Below are 16,959 nucleotides of genomic sequence, written 5' to 3'. Positions count from 1 at the left end.
GGCGATCAGTTCCGCGCGTTCGGGCGTGCTGGTCATGCTGTGGCCGCGGGGTTGGCGGTGTTTACGCGACCGGCACGGTGACTGAGACCGTCGTGCCGTTCTCCGGTGAGGAGGACACTTCCAGCCGTCCGCCGATCAGTTCCGCGCGCTCGGCCATGCTCGTCATGCCGTAGCCGCTGGACCGGTCGTCGCCGAAGGACATGGTGTCCCGGTCGAATCCGCGGCCGCGGTCGCGCACCCGCAGCAGGACACCCCGGTCGGTCCGGCGCAGTGTGAGGGTCGCCGCGCCGGTGCCCGCGTGCTTGATCACGTTCTGCAGCGCCTCCTGGGCGATCCGGTACAGCGCCACCTCGGTGTGCTCGGGCAGCCGGCATTCGTCGATTTCGGTCTCCACGGCCAGTTCCGCGGTGGACCGGGCGAGGCTCGCGAGGCTGTCGGCGAGGCCGAGGTCGTCGAGCACCGGCGGGCGCAGCCCGCTGACCGCCGCGCGTGCCTCGTCGAGGGTGAGGTCCGCGAGTTCGCGGGCCTTCACCAGCTGCTCGGCGGCGAACTCCGGATCGAGCGCGGCCTCGAGGTGGAACCGCAGGCTCACCAGCCGCTGGGTGATGCCGTCGTGGATGTCGCCGGCGAGCCTGCGCCGCTCGGTTTCCTGCGCGGCGATCACCTGCTCGGTGAACCGTTCGTGGGCGCGTTCCCGCGCGGCGAGCCTGCGGTGCGTGCGTGCCTGGTGCACCGCGCCCGCGAGCAGGCTGCCGATCGTGGTCAGCAGCCGCACGTCGCGGTCGGTGAACTCGCGGCGCACGCGGGTGTGCACGTTGAGCACGCCCGCGAGCCCGCCGGGGCTGCTCGACATCGGCACCGACGCCATCGAGGTGTAGTCCTNTCCTCCTTGCCCTCGGCGACCACCACCGGCTCGCCGTGCGAGGCGGCCCAGCCCGCGATGCCCTCGCCGAGCGGGAGCCGGACGCGTCCCGCCGCCGCGTCGAACGGGGCGGTGGCTCCGGCGAGGACCAGTGCGGAGTCCCGGTCGTCGAGCACGTGGACGAAGCACACGTCGGTGTTCGTGGCCGACACGATCAGGTCGGCGACCTTCGCCGCGAGCGCGGACAGCTCCGGTCCCGCCGAGATCGCCTCGATGATCCGGACGAGCAGGGTGTTCTCCCGCTCCGGGTCGGCCAGCCCGAGCCCGGTCACCGGAAGATCCCCTCGCGCAGGGCGACCGCGACCGCGCCGGCCCGGTCGCGCACCTCCAGCTTGCGGAAGATGGCGCTGACGTGACTTTTCACGGTTTCCTCCCCGAGCACGAGCCGGGCGGCGACGGCCCGGTTGGACAGGCCGGCCACGAGCAGTTCCAGCACCTCGCTTTCGCGCTGGGTGAGGTTGAGCCGCGCGCCCGGCCAGTACTCCCCGGCCTGCAGGCGCGCGGCGGACGCCACGGCCCGGCCCGCCATCGCCGAGTCCACCACGGTCTCGCCCTCGGCGGCCAGTTCGAGCTGGCGCACCAGGCTCTCGCCGTCGATCGACTTCAGCAGGTAGCCCGCCGCGCCCGCCCGCAACGCCTGGAACAGGTACTGCTCGTCGTCGTAGGCCGAGAGCAGGACCACCCGTCGCCCCGGGGATTTCTCCACCAGCTTCCGGCACAGGTCCAGCCCGCTCTCCTGGCCGCGGAGCCGGACGTCGGAGAGCACCAGGTCCGGGTCGAGGCCCGTGACGACGGGCTCGGCGGCCGCCGCGCTCACCGCCTCGCCCACGACCCGGACCCGGCCGCGGAATCGGGCGAGCAGTGCTTTGAGCCCTTCGAGGACCATCTCGTGATCGTCGACGAGCACCAGGCGCAGCGGCGTGGAACGCATGACCCGAGCCTAGAGCGAGCAGGGCCGCGCAGCGATCCCCCGCGCCGCCCCCGGCACGGGGGATCCGGGCCGCCGCCGGTCTCCCTAGCGTCGGCACGAACCACATCTGCGGAGGTGTTCATGCGGCTGGTCGAGATCGAAGAAGGGGCTGATCGAAGGGCGGGCACGGATGCCGACGCCCTCGCGATCACCACGATCCGGATGCTCGCCGCGGACGCGGTGCAGGCGGCGGGCAGCGGTCATCCGGGCCTGCCGATGGGCGCGGCCGCCCCGGCCTGGGTGCTGTGGTCGCGCTTCCTGCGCCACGATCCCGCCGACCCCGAATGGCCTGACCGGGACCGGTTCGTGCTCTCCGCCGGGCACGGATCGATGCTGCTGTACGCGCTGCTTCACCTGTTCGGCTACGACCTGCCCCGCGACGAGCTGCGCCGGTTCCGGCAGTGGGGATCGCGCACCCCCGGCCATCCCGAGCACCGCTGCCCGCCCGGCGTGGAGACCACCACCGGCCCGCTCGGGCAGGGGCTCGGCAACGCTGTCGGCATGGCGCTCGCCGAGCGGATGCTGGCCGCACGCGCGAACACCGCCGAGCACCCGGTGGTCGGCCACCGGACGTGGGTGCTGGCGGGCGACGGCGATCTCATGGAGGGCGTCAGCCACGAGGCGGGGTCGCTCGCCGGGCACCTCGGCCTCGGCAGGCTGATCGTGATCTACGACGACAATGACGTCACCATCGACGGGCCGGCGCACCAGAGCTGCACCGACGACGTGCTCGGCCGCTTCGCCGCGTACGGCTGGCACGTCCAGCGGGTCGCCGACGGAGAAGACCTCGACGCGCTGACCACCGCCTTCGACGCCGCCGTCGCAGCGGAAGACAAGCCGAGCCTGGTCGCCGTGCGCACCACTATCGGCCACGGTGCCCCGACCGTCGCCGGCACGCCCGAGGCGCACGGCGCGCCGCTCGGTGCGGCGGAGCTGGCCGCGACCCGTGCCGCGTTCGACTGGCCGGACGAACCGTTCCATGTTCCGGCCGAGGTCCGGGAACACTGCGCGCGGCTGGCCGCGTCCGGCGCGGCGGCGCGTGCCGGGTGGCTCGGCGTCCGCGCCGCGTGGGAGCGGGCGCATCCGGAGCTGGCGGCCGTCTGGGGCGGCGCGGCGGCACCGCCGGCGGACCTCGAAAAGCTCCTGCCGATCTTCGAACCCGGCAGCGCGACGGCGACCCGCGCCGCGTCGGGGGCCGTGCTCGCCGCACTCGCCCCCGAGTTCGCCGGCCTGGTCGGCGGCTCGGCGGACCTGGCCGGCTCGACCTGTACCACGTTGCCCGGCACGAAAGCCGTGACCAGGGACGATCAGAGCGGCCGGACTGTCCACTTCGGAATCCGCGAGCACGCCATGGGCGCGGCGCTGAACGGGATGGCGCTGCACGGCGGATTTAGGCCGTTCGGCAGCACGTTCCTCGTCTTCTCCGACTATCTGCGGCCCGCTGTGCGGCTGGCGGCCCTGATGCGCTTGCCGGTGGTGTACGTGTTCACCCACGACTCCATCGCGGTCGGCGAGGACGGCCCCACGCATCAGCCGGTCGAGCACCTGGAGTCGTTGCGGCTGATCCCGGGCCTCGCCGTGCTGCGGCCCGGAGACGCGAACGAGACCGCCGAGTGCTGGCGGGTGGCGCTGCGCCACGACGGCCCGGTGGCGCTGGTGCTCAGCCGCCAGTCGTTGCCGGTGCTGGAACCGGTGCGCGGCAACGCGATCGCCGCGCACGGCGCCCGGATCGTGCGCGACGACGGGCGCGAGCCCGACCTGACGCTGGTGGCGACCGGGTCCGAGGTGGCACTCGCGCTCGACTCGGCCGCCGCGCTGGCCGTCGAGGGCCGGGCGGTCCGGGTGCTGTCGGTGCCGTGGCGGGAACGATTCGCCGAGGCACTCGCGGCGGGCGCCGAGCTGCTGCCGCCTTGCCCGGCGGTGTGGCTGGAGGCAGGCGTCCCGCACGGCTGGGAGGCGCTGGCCCGTCCCGGCGACACGGTGCTGGGGCTGCGGCGGTTCGGGGCGAGCGCGCCGGGGCGGGTGGTCTGCCAGGCGCTGGGCTATTCGGTGCCCGCCGTCGTGCGGGCGGCACTCGAATGCCTGGGAAAGGAGACGGCATGCCGGACAAACTGATCAGGATCCAGCGGCAGACCGGCGACGCGCCGCGGCGGCGGCCGGTCATGATCGCCATCGCCGGGGACAGCGCGGCGGGCAAGACGACGCTCACCTCCGGCCTCGTCGCCACGCTCGGCCCGGACCGGGTCACCGCGATCTGCGTCGACGACTACCACCGCTACGACCGGGAAGAGCGCAAGCCGCTGCCGTTCACCGCGCTGCACCCCGACTGCAACTACCTCGACATCATGGAGCAGCACCTGCAGCTGCTCGCGGCCGGACACCCGATCCTCAAACCGGTGTACGACCACGGCACCGGGCAGCTGGCTCGCCCGGAACTGGTCTCCCCGGCCGAGTTCGTCGTCGTGGAGGGCCTGCTTCCGTTGCACAGCAAGCTGTCGCGGGCCTGTTTCGACATCGCGATCTACCTCGACCCGCCGGAGGAGATCCGGCACGGGTGGAAGGTGCGCCGCGACACGGAGAAACGCGGCTATCGCGAGGAGCAGGTGCGGGCCGAACTGCGGCGGCGGGAACCGGAGTCGGCCGCCTACATCCGTCCCCAGCGGGCCGCGGCGGACATCGTCGTCCGGTTCGCGCCGATCCCCGGCCGGGACGACCCGCCGGGCACCCCGCTGTCCGGGGAACTGCTGCTGCGCCCGACGATCCGCCATCCGGACCTCAGCGTGGTGCTCGACGGCCGCCGGACCGTCCATGTGCGGCTGAACCGCGACACCGACGGCCGCCCGGTCGACGCGCTCCACATCCACGGCTACGCCTCGGCCGAGGAGACCGCGCTGGTGCGCAGGGCGATCTGGCCGCAGCTCGGCCTGCCCGGCGAACCGCCCGGCTCCCTCGGCGACCTCGGCGGCGGCAGGCGCAGCGAACCGCTCGCGATCACGCAGCTGCTGCTGCTGCACCATCTGCTCGGCGCGGCGGAGACCCAGCACGCGGCCTTCGCGGCGGCGACGCCGTGAGGGCCGCGCGGACCCGGGCCGCGAAGCCGGCGGCACCGGCTCCGGCACCGCTGCCCGACCTCGCGGAGGTGCTCGCCGACGACGCGGAGGAGATCCTCGCCCGGTACCCGGTGCGGCGCTCCGCGCTGCTGCCGCTGCTGCACCTGGTGCAGTCCGAACGAGGCTGCGTCGACGTCGACGGAATCTCGTTCTGCGCCAGCACTCTCGGGCTCGCCGAGGCCGAAGTGCTCGCGGTCGCCACCTTCCACTCGATGTTCCACCGCGAGCCCGTCGGCGACCACCTCGTCGCGGTGTGCACCTCGACCTTGTGCGCGGTGCTGGGCGGTGACGCGATTCGCGATTCGCTGCGCACGCACCTCGGGCTGTCCGGCGACGGCACGACCGAGGACGGCGCGGTCACGCTCGCCACCGTGGCATGTGTCGCCGCGTGCGACTACGCCCCGGTGGTGATGGCCAACTGGGAGTACTTCGACGAGATGACTCCGGCGCGGGCGCGTGAGCTGGTCGACGATCTGCGAGCGGGCCGCGCCGTGTGGCCGACCCGGGGTGTGGGTCCACTGTGCACATTTCGGCAGAACACCCGGCTGCTGGCCGGATTCCCGGATGAACGCTCCTATGTGGACAGTGCGGTGACCACGCCGGGGCCACGCACCACCGAGGGCGTCCGGCTCGCCGAGGCACAGGGCTGGCACGCACCGGAGGAGAAACCGTGAGGGCGCCGAGCAAACTGCTGATCACGCCGGTGCTCACCCGGTCGTGGACCGGCCGCAGGCCGTGGACGCTGCCGAGCTATCTCGGCCACGACGGGTACACCGCGCTGGCCGCCGCGCGGAGCATGCCGCCGGGGGAGGTGATCGCGCTGGTACGGGCGGCCGGGCTGCGCGGCCGCGGCGGAGCCGGGTTCCCCACCGCCGCCAAGTGGGGCGCGCTGCCCCGCGACGGCGTGTCCCGGTATCTCGTGGTCAACGCCAACGAGGCGGAACCGGGAGCGTGCAAGGACGTCCCGCTGCTGCTCGCCAATCCGCACGAGGTGGTCGAGGGCGCGCTCATCGCCGCGCACGCGATCGGCGCCCGGCACGTCGTCGTATACCTGCGAGGCGAGGTGCTGCCCGCGTTGCGGCGGCTCCAGCACGCGGTCGCCGAGGCCGCCCGCGGCGGCTATCTCGGCACGGTGTCGCTGGTGGTCCATGCCGGGGCGGGTGCGTACGTGTGCGGCGAGGAGACCGCGCTGCTCCAGTCCCTGGAGGGGCGGCGGCCGCAGCCGAGCCTGCGCTCGCCGGGCGAGCGGGCCGCCGTGCTGTACGGCCGCCCGGCGGTGATCAACAATGTGGAGACGATCGCCCGCGTACCGTCCATCGTCCGCAACGGTCCCGCGTGGTTCCGGTCCATGGGCACGGAGGACTCGCCGGGCTGCACGCTGTTTTCCCTGTCCGGGCACCTCGCCCGGCCCGGGCAGTACGAAGCGCCGTTCGGCGTGACCGCGCGCGAGCTGTTCTCGCTCGCCGGCGGGATCCGACGCGGGCACCGGCTCAAGTTCTGGTCGCCGGGCGGCGCGTCCGCGCCCGTCCTCACCGCAGGCCACCTCGACGTGCCGCTGGACCACGCCGGTGTCGCCGCGGCCGGGTCGGCGCTCGGCGCAGCCGCGGTGCAGGTGTTCGACGAGACCACCTGCGTGGTGCGGGCGGTGCTGCGGTGGGCGGAGTTCTACGCCGCCGAGTCGTGCGGCAAGTGCACGCCGTGCCGCCAGGGCACCGGATGGCTCGTGCGGGTGCTGCGCGATCTGGAGCGCGGGGCCGCGGACGCGTCGGCGCTCGGGACGCTGCTCACGGTGAGCGAAACGATCACGAGTGCCTCGTTCTGTGCGTTCGGCGCGGGTTCGACCGGCGCGCTCACCTCGTCGCTGACGCATTTTCGCGACGAGTATCTCGCGCACGTGCGGCTGCGAGGCTGCCCGTTCGACCCGGCACACAGCACGAGATTCGCGGCGGCGGGAGCGATGCGATGACTTCGGTGACAGTGTCCATCGACGGGGCGGAGGTGACCGTGCCGGAAGGCACGCTGCTCATCCGCGCGACCGAATCCGCGGGTGCCGAGGTGCCCCGGTTCTGCGATCACCCGCTGCTCACTCCGGTCGGCGCGTGCCGGCAGTGCCTGGTGGAGGTCGAGGGTCTGCCGAAGCCGGTGACCGCGTGCACCACGGAGGTCGCGCCGGGCATGATCGTGCGTACCCAGGCCACCTCGCCGGTTGCCGAGAAGGCGCAGCGAGGGGTGCTGGAGCTGCTCCTGATCAACCATCCGCTCGACTGCCCGGTGTGCGACAAGGGCGGCGAGTGCCCGCTGCAGAACCAGGCGATGGCAGGCGGGCGGGACACGTCGCGGTTCACCGGTCCGAAAAGGACATTCGCGAAGCCGGTCCCGCTCTCGCGGGCGGTGCTGCTGGACCGCGAACGATGCGTGCAGTGCGCCCGCTGCACCCGGTTCGCCGACCAGATCGCGGGCGACCCGCTCATCGGGTTGCTGGAACGCGGTGCGGCGCAACAGATCGGCACCGGAACCGGCGCGGCTTTCGACTCGTACTTCTCCGGCAACACCGTGCAGATCTGCCCGGTCGGCGCGCTCACGAGCGTCGCGTACCGGTTCCGCGCCCGTCCGTTCGACCTCGAGTCCACCCGCACCGTCTGCGAGCACTGTGCGTCCGGCTGCGCGACGCGCACCGACACGCGGCGCGGAAAGGTGCTGCGCCGGCTCGCGGGCGAGGATCCCGAGGTCAACGACGAGTGGATGTGCGACAAGGGCCGCTGGGCGTTCCGGTACGCCACCGTCACCGACCGGCTCACGTACCCGCGCGTGCGCGAAGCGCTGACCGGCAAGCTCACCGCCGTGGCCTGGCCGCTGGCGTTCCGGGTCGCCGCGCGGGCATTAGCCGCTGTCCGCGGCCACGCGGGCGTGCTGACCGGCGGGCGGCTCACGGTCGAGGACGCCTACGCCTACGGCCGGTTCGCGCGGGTCGTGCTCGGCACCAACGACGTGGACTTCCGGGCGCGGCCGGTCTCCGCCGAGGAGACGGAGTTCCTCACCTGGCTGGCTGGCCGCCCGAGCGCGACGTACGCCGATGTCGGGTCGGCCTCGACGGTGGTCCTGGCCGGCCTCGAACCGGAGGAGGAATCGCCGATCCTCTTCCTGCGGTTGCGGAAAGCCGTGCGCACGGCGGGCACGAAGGTGTACTCGGTGGCACCGTTCACGACCCGGGGGCTGGTCAAGCTGTCCGGCACGTTGCTCCGTGCCGCGCCGGGGGAGGAGCCGGCGGCGCTCGACGAGCTGGTGGCCGGGCCCGGTGCCGTCGTGCTGGCCGGAGAGCGGCTGGCCACCGTGCCCGGAGGGTTGTCGGCGGTGGTCCGGCTGGCCGAACGCACCGGCGCGCTGCTGGGCTGGGTGCCCCGCCGAGCCGGTGAGCGAGGCGCGCTGGCGGCGGGTGCGTTCCCCACGCTGCTGCCCGGGGCCCGCCCGGTCGCCGACGCGGCCGCGCGCGCCGATGCGGCCCGCCTGTGGCAGGTCGCCGAGCTGCCCGCGGAGCCGGGCCGCGACGTCGCGGCGATGCTGGCGGGCGACCTGCGCGGGCTGCTGGCCGGCGGGGTGGAACTGGACGACCTGCCGGACCCGCGGGCGGCGCGGCAAGCAGTGGCCCGGATGCCGGTGGTGGTGAGCCTGGAGCAGCGCCCGAGCGCACTCAGCGAACTGGCGACCGTGGTGTTCCCCGTGGCCACGGTCGCCGAGAAGGCGGGCACGTTCCACAACTGGGAGAACCGCCCCCGGACGTTCGAGGCCGCGCTGCGGAGCGCGGGCGCCCAGCCGGATCTGCGCGTGCTGGCGGGTATCGCGGAGGAACTGGACGTTCTCGCGCCACGCGACGGATCGGCCGTCCGCGCCGAACTCGCCGCGCTGGGCGCCTGGCCGGGCCGGGCCGGGCCGCCCCCTGCCGCTCCGCCCGCAGTCCACGCTCTCCCCCGGCCGCGGGCGGGGGAGGCCGTGCTCGCCACATGGCGCCCACTGCTGGACGGAGGCCGCCTCCAGGACGGGGAGGAACACCTGGCGGGCACGGCGCGGACCCCGCTTCTCCATCTCTCCGCCGCCACGGCCGACGAGTTCGGCATCCAGCCGGGAGACCCGGTCACGGTCAGCACGGACCGAGGCGCCATCACCCTCCCCACGACGACCGCCGACCTCCCGGACCGCGTGGTGTGGCTGCCGCAACGGTCGGCGGGCAGCGCGGTGCACGCGGAACTGGGGGTCACCTCCGGCGCGGTGGTCCGGCTCAGCCGCTCGTCCGGCTGAGCCCGGCCGTCGTGGACGAGATCGAGGCCGGTTCGCACTGGAAGGTGCCGCCCCCGCGCAGGGGACGGCGTCTTCCGGCGGCTGAGGGGAACTCAGCCGAAAACGAACCAGAAGAGCGTCGTCGCGGCCTTCTTCCCGGATGCGTCGGCGACTGTGACCGTCACCTGCCTGCTGTCGGCACGGGCCGGTGTCCCGGACACGATTCCGGTCGCGGGGTCGAACGTCAAGCCCGGGGCGAGCGCGGTCGACGACCACCGGTGCCGCCCGAGGACTTCAGCGGCAGGTTCACCGCTTTGCCGGTCCAGCTGTTCTGGTCGCCCGGGTCGGCCAGTGCCAGCGCCGAGGGCTGCCCGCCGGTGACGGTCAGCGGGTAGTGGGCAGTCTGCGCCGATTTCGCGCTCTTGCCGGAGATCGTGACGTCGTACGTTCCGGCCGGAGTGCTCGCGCTCGTGGCGATCGTGAGCGTCGGGTGGCCGCCGAGGCCGACGCTCGCCGGGCTGAACGCCGCCGTCGCGCCCGAGGGCAGGCCGGCGGCGGTCAAGCTGATCGCCCCGGCCGTCGGCGGGTTGCCGCCGTCCGGCAGGCGCGGGGCGAGGTCCGCGGCGTAAGCGGAGACTCTGGCGTAGACGGCGGACCAGCCGCACGAGGTCGACATCCACGAGAACACTCCGACGACCGTGTTGCCGACCAGGTACGGTCCGCCGCTGTCGCCGACGCACGCGCCGGCGTGGTGGTCGGTGTACCCGGTGCAGAGCATCGCCGGGGTCTTGTACTGCTCCTGCCCGTGGGGGCCGGTGAAGCGGCCCTTGCAGGCGCTGTCCTCGGCGATCAGGACGTCGGCCTGACGCAGCACGTTGCTGTGGGTGTTCGCGCTGGTTTCGCCCCAGCCGATCGAAATTCCTTTCGTGCCGGGCACGCCGAGGCCTGGGTCGGTGTTGAGCTTCGGGTACGTCGTCCCGGTGGGGACCGGCAGGTCCTTGTCGAGAGTCACGACCGCGACGTCCGCGCCGACGCTCCAGTCCGAGTAGTCCGGATGCACCCACTGCGCGGCGATTTCGGCTGTGGTGCCGGTGTTTTGCGCGAGGTCGTCGTCGCCGTAGACGAACCACTTGCGGCCGGGTTTCTCCAGGAGGCAATGGGCGGCCAGCAGCACCGTGTGCGGTCCGAACAGCGTGCCGGTGCAGGACTGCTGTCCGGGGAAGGCCGAACCTTCGCGGCGCATCGAGATGATGAACGGGTGCTCGGCGGTCGTGGTCGGAGTGCCGCCTACGACGCTCGGCGAAGCAGCGGAGGACTCGTTAGCGGTGACGGTCGTGCTCGCCGAATTGCCCGCGGCGACGCTGCCCGAAGCCGGTGCGGCCGACAGCGTGAAGTCCTGCGCCGGAGGCGGGGTGTCGCCACCGGTCAGCTTGGCGGCCAGTGCGTCGGCCTTCGGGGAACCCCAGCCGGTGCACAGGTCGTAGCCGATGCCCGCGTTGTAGCTGCCGTTGCCGCCCGAGGTGACGTCGTGGAAGGTCGAGGCGTAGTCCGCCGAACCGGCGATCCGGTAGAGGCTCGGGTTGAGCTGGCCGAGCCGGGATTTCCCGCCGCTGAGGGATTTCTGGTTCAGCATCGCCGCGTAGCCCGCCCACAGCGGGGACGACAGGCTGGTGCCGCCGACGTCGAGCCAGCCGCCGTTCAGGTACACCGACAACGCGCCGGCACCGTAGTCAGCGACCATCGAAACGTCCGGGACCGAGCGGTACCGGTTCGTGCCGGGCTGCCAGTCCGGGCGCGAGTAGATCTTCGAATACCCGCTGCCGCTGCTGCCCTGGTTCCAGCACGACTCCGACCGCCACGTGCCCGCGCTGCCGGTCGTCCGCAGCTGGGTGCCGCCGACGCCGGTGAACAGCGGATCGCTCGCCGGGTAGCTGGCCTGGATCGTCTGGTTGTCGCCCTGGTAGCCGCAGCCGGTGCCGCCCCCGTTGCCGGACGCGGAGAACATCGTGACGCCCTGCGCGGCGAGCTGGGTGTAGGAATCGTGCGAGGCCGCGATCGGGCTCGACTCGCAGATCTCGCCGTTGAGCCACGATCCGGAAAGGACGGTGATCTTGCCGTCCGAGGCGATCCGCGCCATTTCGTGCACCCACGCCTGGTCGGAGTTCGGCGCGGAGTAGACGACCTGCTTGGCCTTCGGCGCGGTCGCCGCGACGGCCAGCACGTCGAGCGTGGCCTCCGCCTGGTCGCTGCCCGGATTCGGCGCCCCGCCGTCCACCTTGACGACCTCCGGTCTGACAGCGGGTTGTTTGAAGTACTGCGTCCAGGCGTCGATGTCGGACTGCTTGAACGTGTCGAACTCGATCAGCCCGACCGTCTCGCCGGAACCGTCGTAGCCGCCGGAGACGCCGGTCATGCGGTAGGCGGTGCGCAGTTGTGCCGGGGTGTAGCCGCCGCCGGGACCGGACGGGCCCGCCGGTGCGCTCGCCCGGTGCGCGGCGGGCCGGTTCGTCAGGCCGGCGACCCCGCGGACGACCGCGGCGATGTCCGAGGGGACCGCGGTTGCCTCGGTAGCGTTGAAAAACCGCTCGCCCTTGGCTGACCGGAAGCCGGAAAGCGAGGTGCTGAACGCGGTTTCCACTGCGCCGGGGGTGCCGGACGCGGTGACGACCTGGCGGTTGCCGGTGACGTCGTCGATGCGCATCCCCTTGCCGGTCAAGTACTTCCGCACCTGGTCGACCGCACTGGCGGTGGGGCCGAACCGCTCGGTGTATTCGGCGGCGCTGAGGTAATGGCGGTACAGCGGCGAGTTCGGGTCGGCCGTGTCGGCGACGTACCGTTCGGCTCCCGCTTCGTCGCGGGGCTTGAGCGCGACGGACACGGTGACTTGGCCGGGCAGAGCGGAACTGTCCGCGGTGGCGCCCGCGGGGACGGCAGGGGCTGCGGGCAGCGGGATCACCGGCGGCGCCGGCGGGGAAAGTGTCGCTGTCGTCAGGAAAGCGGCCACGAGGAGAGTCGGACTTCGCATGTGCTGCTCCGGATTGGTGAGGAGGAATACAGCACTGCGCACGGTAAGAACCGCGTTCCCGCCTCGGCCGCGAAAAGTGGAAACCACGCCGTGGAGCCCGGATTTCCCCAGTTCAGCGGGCCGCGTTCACAGAATTGCTACCAGGTCCACTCGACGCCGATGATTCCGGCGCGGACCTCCCGCGCCGCCAGCGTCGCCGCGCCGCTCCCGGTAGCGCGCAGTTCCTCCACCTTGCGGCGGGGTGCGGCGAGGTCGCGTTGTTCGAAACGGCGAATGCTTTCGGGAACGTTCGAGCCGAATTGCACGCGGCAGGTGTAGAGGGGAGCGGGCCGGGTGAACCTGCGGTGGTATCCCTGCACCGGACGGCCGGGCGGAAACACGAATTCGTACTCCACCGCCGCGACGTCCCCGGCCCGCAGTTCCCGGTCGAAGAACAGCTCCGCGATCAGGAGCCCGCTGACCGCGTCGACCCGGGTCCGGCCCGCGCGGCAGCAGTGTCCGGCGGCGAAGCGCGGAGGCTGCCGCGCGCGGTCCTCGGTCTGGTAGTAGGTGGCCATCCGGACGACCCCGTCCACCGCGGCCTCGGCCACCAAGCGCACTCTGAGCAGGCGTTCCTGGCGATCCTCGGCCACGAGAAGTTCGTCGTGCACCGACCGCAGCCGCACCTGGTCCTCCGGCGGCAGGTCGAATTCGAGCGACGAGGGCCGCACCGACGGCCACAGCCGGCGCCGTTCGAGCAGGGGAGTCCGCTGCGGGCGGGAACACTGCCGGTCTTGCGGCCCGAGCAACGACGTGAGGCCGCCCGCGCCAAGGCCGAGCACCTGTTCGAGTTCGACGACCGCGTGCAGCGACGCCTCGCGGCCCGGCAGCGATCGCCCGGTCCGCCAGTAGGCCAGGGCGCTGCGCGACACCGTCACCCCGCGGGCGGCCAAGTGTTCGCGCAGCCGGTCCAAGGTCAGTCCGGCGCCGCTGATGGCGGCGTCCAGTGCGTCGGCGAACGAGGGCACGGCGTCCACTGTGGCCCGCAGCGGCCCGCCGGACCAGCGTCGTTCGTCGGATACCGTGGGGGAAATGCGGACTTTCGTGGGTTCCGGAACGCCCGTGCGGGAGATCATCCTGGAACCGTGACTCGGCCTTCCGCGGGCTCGTTCGCGGTCACGCTGGACACCGCGATCGAGGAATCCGGGCTGTCGCTCGACCGGCTCCAGCACCACCTCGCCGCGCGCGGGGTGCGGCTTTCGCGCTCGGCGCTGTCCTACTGGCGGCGCGGCCGGTCGCAACCGGAACGCGAGACCTCGATCGCCGCCGTCGCGCAGCTGGAATCCGTGCTGAGCCTCGAACCCGGGACGCTGACGTCGAGGCTCGGCCCCAAAGCGCCGCGCGGGCGCTGGCTCGGCGAACCCGCCTGCCGGATCGAACGCCGCCGGCTGTGGCCGCAGTTGCGGGCGTTCTCCGCCGAGCTGAAACCCCCGCCGGACGGGCAGCTGTCGTTCTGGTCGATCCACGACCGCATGCTGCTCGACGAGCACGGCGGCGAACGCGCGCTGCAGGTCCGGATGGTCGCCGAGGCCGCCGTCGACGGCGTGGACCGCATGATGGCCTACTACCAGGCCGATTCGTTCCTGACCGCGGACCCGGTTTACCGCTGCGTGCGCTCGGCGCGGGTCGGCCGGGTCTGCGTCGACCGCGAGACCGGCATGGTCGCGGCCGAACTGCGGCTGGAGCGCGCGCTGGCGCTGGGCGAGGTGACGATTGTCGAGTACGAGATCCGGTTCCCGCCGGGATCGCCGACCGGCCACTACCACCGCCGGTTCACCCGCCCGGTCGCGGAGTACGTCTGCCAGGTCAGCTTCGGTTCGCGAGTTCCGCGCCGTGTCCGGTCCTTCGAACAGCGCGGGCTCGGCGGTCCCGAACATCCCGGCAGCCCGCTGTCCGCCGGAGCCACGCACACCACGACGCTGGCGTTGCGGGACGTCCGGCCCGGCATCTACGGCACCGGCTGGCAATGGTGAACCCGGCCGGCACCGCCAATTCTGTGAACAACCGCCGCCGACCAGGCAAGACTTCCCCCGGCGGACCAGTTGTCCACAAAGGCCTGGTTCGGAGGTGATCGGCGACTTACCGTCACGGCGCATTCACTCCCCGAACACCGAAAGGTCTTCCCCATGCGCCGTCCCTCCCGCGCCATTCTGACCTTCGCCGCCGTCGCAGCCTTCGCCGTCAGCGGTACGGCCACCGCCACCGCGACCACTGAGACGGCTGCCCAGGCGACGTCGATGGCCGCTCATTTCGGAACCGTCCCGGCCTCGTCGACGGTGAGCGCCATCGGCGACATCTACCCCGCGAAGTGGCGCAACGTGCCGCAGGACTCCGTCGTCGACGACTGGAACATGTACAACCGCGAGTGCGTCTCGTGGGCCGCGTTCAACATCGCGCGCCACGGCGAAAGCGCGAACAACTACGGCGACGCGAAGTACTGGGACGACAACGCCCGCAACAACGGCTACCGCGTCGACAACAACCCGACCGAGGGCTCGATCGCCCAGACCGACAACGGCACCTACGGCCACGTCGCCATCGTCGACAGCGTGCACGGCGGCACGGTCACCGTCGAGGACTACAACTGGGCCGGCGACGGGCACTACCTCGTGCACGACGTGAGCGCGTCGTCGTTCCGCTACATCCACTTCTACAACTGATCCCGGAGCCCGGCACGCGTTCGTTCAGCCGGCCGGACCAGCCCGCGAAAGCCGCTGGCGCTGATCTGGGGCAATGGCACCGGTGCCACCGTCGGCCAGTACGAACTCCTGTTCACCCATCTCGCCGGCTGGGGTTGCCTCGTCGCCGCGGCGAACACCGGACAGTCCGGCTCCGGCACGGAGATGCTCGACGGGGCGCAGTACCTGATCGCCGAGAACGCCCGGCAGGGCAGCGTTTTCCACGACCGCGTCGACACCGGGCAGAGGGCCGCCGCCGGTCCCTCCCAGAGCGGAGGCGCCATCGCGGCCGGTGCCGACGCACGGTCCGGTGTTCTTCGTATCGGGGCAGCCGGACATCATCGACCCGGCACCTTATGTTCGCGTGCATTTCGCCGCGTGCGACCAGGTGCCTGCCGTCTACGGGCAGCTGCGCAGCGCCATGCACTTCTTGCCGGGCGACACGCGGTACCGCTTCGTCGGTGCGAGCCCCGCGCTGCGGCAGGACACCGCGGCTGGGTCGGATTTCGCGCGCAACGGCCGGGCCGAAGAAGCTCGAACCGGGCGGGAGCGGACCGTCGATCGCGCCGGGTGCGGCAGGAACGCGACGGGGGATCCGGGTGGTGTGTCCTCTGCCGGAAGCGGTGCTGTCCGCTGGGAGCGGCACCGCTTCCGGCGCGTTCAGCCGAGTTCTTGGGCGAGCCCGACGACGATGTTCTCCGGCCCCCGTACGTAACACAGCAGGAAGATGTTCTCGTACTGCACCACTTCGTCGACCAGCTCGGCTCCGTGGGCGCGCAGGCGGGCCAAAGTGTCCTCCAAGTCGTCGACCGCGAACATCATCCGGCGGATGCCGAGCGTGTTCGCGGGGGCCTTCCACGGCTCCGGGGCGATCGCCTTCGGCTGGTGGAATTTCGCCAGTTCCACCCGGCCGGGACCGCCGGGGACGCGCAGCATGGCCACGTCCTGCCGGATGTCGGCCAGTCCGACCACCTTTTCCGCGCCGCGCCAGTCCAGCGGGCCCTTGTTTTCCAGTTCCAGCCCCAGTTCGACGAAGAACGCGATGACCGCGTCGAGATCCTCGACGACGATGAGGACGTTGTCCATCCGCTTGACCGTCATGCGGTCACCGTAGCCCCGTGCGGGGCCTCCCGAAAATCTTAGTGGTGCTATTCTTAGACCAAAGCTATTCACGGGGGTGCCGGATGCCGAAGCGGACCGAGCCGGACGAGGTCGACGAGATGCTCGCGCAGTGGCGCGCCGAGGCGCCGGAGGTCGACACGTCGCCGCTCGCGGTGTTCGGGCGGCTGCATCGTGCGTTCGACCGGTACCAGCGGCAGCTGACGGGCGTGTTCTCCCGCCACGGGATCACGGTGGCGGACTTCGGGATCCTCGCCGCGCTCCGGCGGGGCGGCGCGCCGTACCGGCGCACGGCGGGGGACCTCGCCGACACCAACCTGCTCACCACCGGCGGCATCACGCAGCGGGTCGACAAGCTGGTGCAGGCCGGGCTCGTCCGCCGCGAACGCGACGAGGACGACCGGCGGGTCGTGTTCATCGGCCTCACCGAGGACGGGCTCGCGGCCACGGACAAAGTGGTGCACGAGCATTTTCCCAACGAGAACCGCATGCTGGCCGGGCTGACCGCGACGGAACGGGCGCAGCTGGCGAAATTGCTGGGGAAGCTGGAGCAGTCGCTGGACCAGGCCGAGTTCGGCGGCTGAATCCGTCGGCCCGGGGTCACTTCTCCTGGTCCCGCGGCGGAGCATTCTTCGGAGGGCGCGGATAGCGGGCGAGCATGAGCCGTTCCCGGTCGTCGGCGGGAATATTCCACTCGCGACGGCGTGGAGGGCGCGGCGGAAGACCGCGAGCCGTACGAGGGCGAGCAGGACGGTCATCGCGAGCAGAGTCCAGGCGTAAGCGGCCAGTACGATTCCCCGATTCCCCGGCGCGCGGATCGGGGT

At 72.2% G+C, this 16,959-nt stretch carries 15 protein-coding genes and 1 pseudogene; 8 read left to right on the top strand and 8 right to left on the bottom strand.

Going from position 1 to position 16,959, the window contains the following annotated elements:
• Positions 1-61: 61 nt before the first annotated feature.
• The 3 genes and pseudogenes from A4R44_RS52285 to A4R44_RS11250 all read right to left on the bottom strand — a co-directional run bounded on the left by A4R44_RS52285 (position 62) and on the right by A4R44_RS11250 (position 1,853).
• Positions 62-460 carry a sensor histidine kinase gene (locus A4R44_RS52285; protein WP_369805895.1) on the bottom strand — a complete coding sequence of 133 codons (399 nt, stop codon included), beginning with the start codon at positions 458-460 and terminating at the stop codon, positions 62-64.
• A gap of 54 nt (positions 461-514) precedes the next feature.
• Positions 515-1,053: pseudogene (locus tag A4R44_RS52280) on the bottom strand (GAF domain-containing protein); the annotation flags it as partial.
• A 137-nt stretch (positions 1,054-1,190) separates the two neighbouring features.
• Complete coding sequence (locus tag A4R44_RS11250; RefSeq protein WP_198545250.1) at positions 1,191-1,853, bottom strand: response regulator transcription factor; 663 nt, start codon at positions 1,851-1,853, stop codon at positions 1,191-1,193.
• Positions 1,854-1,973: 120 nt separating this feature from the next.
• On the opposite strand from A4R44_RS11250, the gene tkt reads away from it, so the two are divergent.
• Genes tkt through A4R44_RS11225 form a run of 5 tightly spaced genes read left to right on the top strand, consistent with a single transcriptional unit; the run spans position 1,974 to position 9,295 of the window.
• Positions 1,974-4,007: a transketolase gene (tkt, locus tag A4R44_RS11245; protein ID WP_067579050.1), complete on the top strand. Its 2,034-nt coding sequence runs from the start codon at positions 1,974-1,976 to the stop codon at positions 4,005-4,007.
• Entirely contained in the window at positions 3,992-4,963 is a 972-nt protein-coding gene (locus A4R44_RS11240; protein ID WP_051173300.1) for a phosphoribulokinase, read from the top strand. The genes tkt and A4R44_RS11240 overlap by 16 nt, the downstream gene beginning before the upstream one ends.
• Positions 4,960-5,676, top strand: a complete 717-nt coding sequence (gene nuoE / locus A4R44_RS11235) for an NADH-quinone oxidoreductase subunit NuoE (protein WP_051173299.1) — start codon at positions 4,960-4,962, stop codon at positions 5,674-5,676. The genes A4R44_RS11240 and nuoE overlap by 4 nt, the downstream gene beginning before the upstream one ends.
• The gene (locus tag A4R44_RS11230) at positions 5,673-6,968 is read left to right on the top strand and encodes an NADH-quinone oxidoreductase subunit F (protein WP_232791566.1); all 1,296 of its coding nucleotides are present in this window, start codon (positions 5,673-5,675) and stop codon (positions 6,966-6,968) included. Before nuoE ends, A4R44_RS11230 begins: the two co-directional genes overlap by 4 nt.
• The gene (locus tag A4R44_RS11225; protein WP_067579048.1) at positions 6,965-9,295 is read left to right on the top strand and encodes an NADH-quinone oxidoreductase subunit G; all 2,331 of its coding nucleotides are present in this window, start codon (positions 6,965-6,967) and stop codon (positions 9,293-9,295) included. Before A4R44_RS11230 ends, A4R44_RS11225 begins: the two co-directional genes overlap by 4 nt.
• Positions 9,296-9,387: 92 nt before the next feature.
• Here the strand turns inward: A4R44_RS11225 and A4R44_RS47840 are convergent, their stop codons facing one another.
• The 3 genes from A4R44_RS47840 to A4R44_RS11215 all read right to left on the bottom strand — a co-directional run bounded on the left by A4R44_RS47840 (position 9,388) and on the right by A4R44_RS11215 (position 13,414).
• Positions 9,388-9,522 (bottom strand): putative Ig domain-containing protein, encoded by a 135-nt coding sequence (locus A4R44_RS47840; protein ID WP_157904855.1) that lies wholly within the window; start codon positions 9,520-9,522, stop codon positions 9,388-9,390.
• A complete protein-coding gene (locus A4R44_RS11220) occupies positions 9,519-12,299 on the bottom strand; it encodes a trypsin-like serine protease (RefSeq protein ID WP_067579046.1) in 2,781 nt (926 codons plus the stop codon). The genes A4R44_RS47840 and A4R44_RS11220 overlap by 4 nt, the downstream gene beginning before the upstream one ends.
• Positions 12,300-12,436: 137 nt before the next feature.
• Positions 12,437-13,414: an XRE family transcriptional regulator gene (locus A4R44_RS11215; protein ID WP_157904854.1), complete on the bottom strand. Its 978-nt coding sequence runs from the start codon at positions 13,412-13,414 to the stop codon at positions 12,437-12,439.
• Positions 13,415-13,423: 9 nt separating this feature from the next.
• Here A4R44_RS11215 and A4R44_RS11210 point away from each other — a divergent pair, with 9 nt between their 5' ends.
• Both A4R44_RS11210 and A4R44_RS11205 read left to right on the top strand, forming a co-directional pair.
• The gene (locus A4R44_RS11210; RefSeq protein ID WP_067579043.1) at positions 13,424-14,311 is read left to right on the top strand and encodes a hypothetical protein; all 888 of its coding nucleotides are present in this window, start codon (positions 13,424-13,426) and stop codon (positions 14,309-14,311) included.
• Positions 14,312-14,464: 153 nt separating this feature from the next.
• Positions 14,465-14,998, top strand: coding sequence for a CHAP domain-containing protein (locus A4R44_RS11205; protein ID WP_067579041.1), 534 nt, complete (start codon positions 14,465-14,467; stop codon positions 14,996-14,998).
• A 24-nt stretch (positions 14,999-15,022) separates the two neighbouring features.
• Here the strand turns inward: A4R44_RS11205 and A4R44_RS11200 are convergent, their stop codons facing one another.
• Both A4R44_RS11200 and A4R44_RS11195 read right to left on the bottom strand, forming a co-directional pair.
• The gene (locus A4R44_RS11200) at positions 15,023-15,241 is read right to left on the bottom strand and encodes a hypothetical protein (protein ID WP_161269394.1); all 219 of its coding nucleotides are present in this window, start codon (positions 15,239-15,241) and stop codon (positions 15,023-15,025) included.
• Between the two features lie 435 nt (positions 15,242-15,676).
• The gene (locus A4R44_RS11195; RefSeq protein WP_067579037.1) at positions 15,677-16,117 is read right to left on the bottom strand and encodes a VOC family protein; all 441 of its coding nucleotides are present in this window, start codon (positions 16,115-16,117) and stop codon (positions 15,677-15,679) included.
• Positions 16,118-16,200: 83 nt separating this feature from the next.
• On the opposite strand from A4R44_RS11195, the gene A4R44_RS11190 reads away from it, so the two are divergent.
• Positions 16,201-16,719: a MarR family winged helix-turn-helix transcriptional regulator gene (locus A4R44_RS11190; protein ID WP_067579035.1), complete on the top strand. Its 519-nt coding sequence runs from the start codon at positions 16,201-16,203 to the stop codon at positions 16,717-16,719.
• Positions 16,720-16,959: the final 240 nt, after the last annotated feature.

Origin of the sequence: Amycolatopsis sp. M39 (assembly GCF_001651785.1) — a bacterium.
GTDB lineage: Bacteria > Actinomycetota > Actinomycetes > Mycobacteriales > Pseudonocardiaceae > Amycolatopsis > Amycolatopsis rubida.
Note: the sequence above shows the minus strand (reverse complement) of the source record. Positions and strands in the feature narration are given on the sequence as shown.

Coding starts and splice junctions, on each gene's coding strand:
- A4R44_RS11215 (WP_157904854.1), bottom strand. CDS start 13,414: ATGATCTCCCGCACGGGCGTTCCGGAACCCACGAAAGTCCGCATTTCC.
- A4R44_RS11190 (WP_067579035.1), top strand. CDS start 16,201: ATGCCGAAGCGGACCGAGCCGGACGAGGTCGACGAGATGCTCGCGCAG.
- A4R44_RS11225 (WP_067579048.1), top strand. CDS start 6,965: ATGACTTCGGTGACAGTGTCCATCGACGGGGCGGAGGTGACCGTGCCG.
- A4R44_RS11250 (WP_198545250.1), bottom strand. CDS start 1,853: ATGCGTTCCACGCCGCTGCGCCTGGTGCTCGTCGACGATCACGAGATG.
- A4R44_RS11195 (WP_067579037.1), bottom strand. CDS start 16,117: ATGACGGTCAAGCGGATGGACAACGTCCTCATCGTCGTCGAGGATCTC.
- A4R44_RS11220 (WP_067579046.1), bottom strand. CDS start 12,299: ATGCGAAGTCCGACTCTCCTCGTGGCCGCTTTCCTGACGACAGCGACA.
- A4R44_RS11205 (WP_067579041.1), top strand. CDS start 14,465: ATGCGCCGTCCCTCCCGCGCCATTCTGACCTTCGCCGCCGTCGCAGCC.
- tkt (WP_067579050.1), top strand. CDS start 1,974: ATGCGGCTGGTCGAGATCGAAGAAGGGGCTGATCGAAGGGCGGGCACG.
- A4R44_RS11240 (WP_051173300.1), top strand. CDS start 3,992: ATGCCGGACAAACTGATCAGGATCCAGCGGCAGACCGGCGACGCGCCG.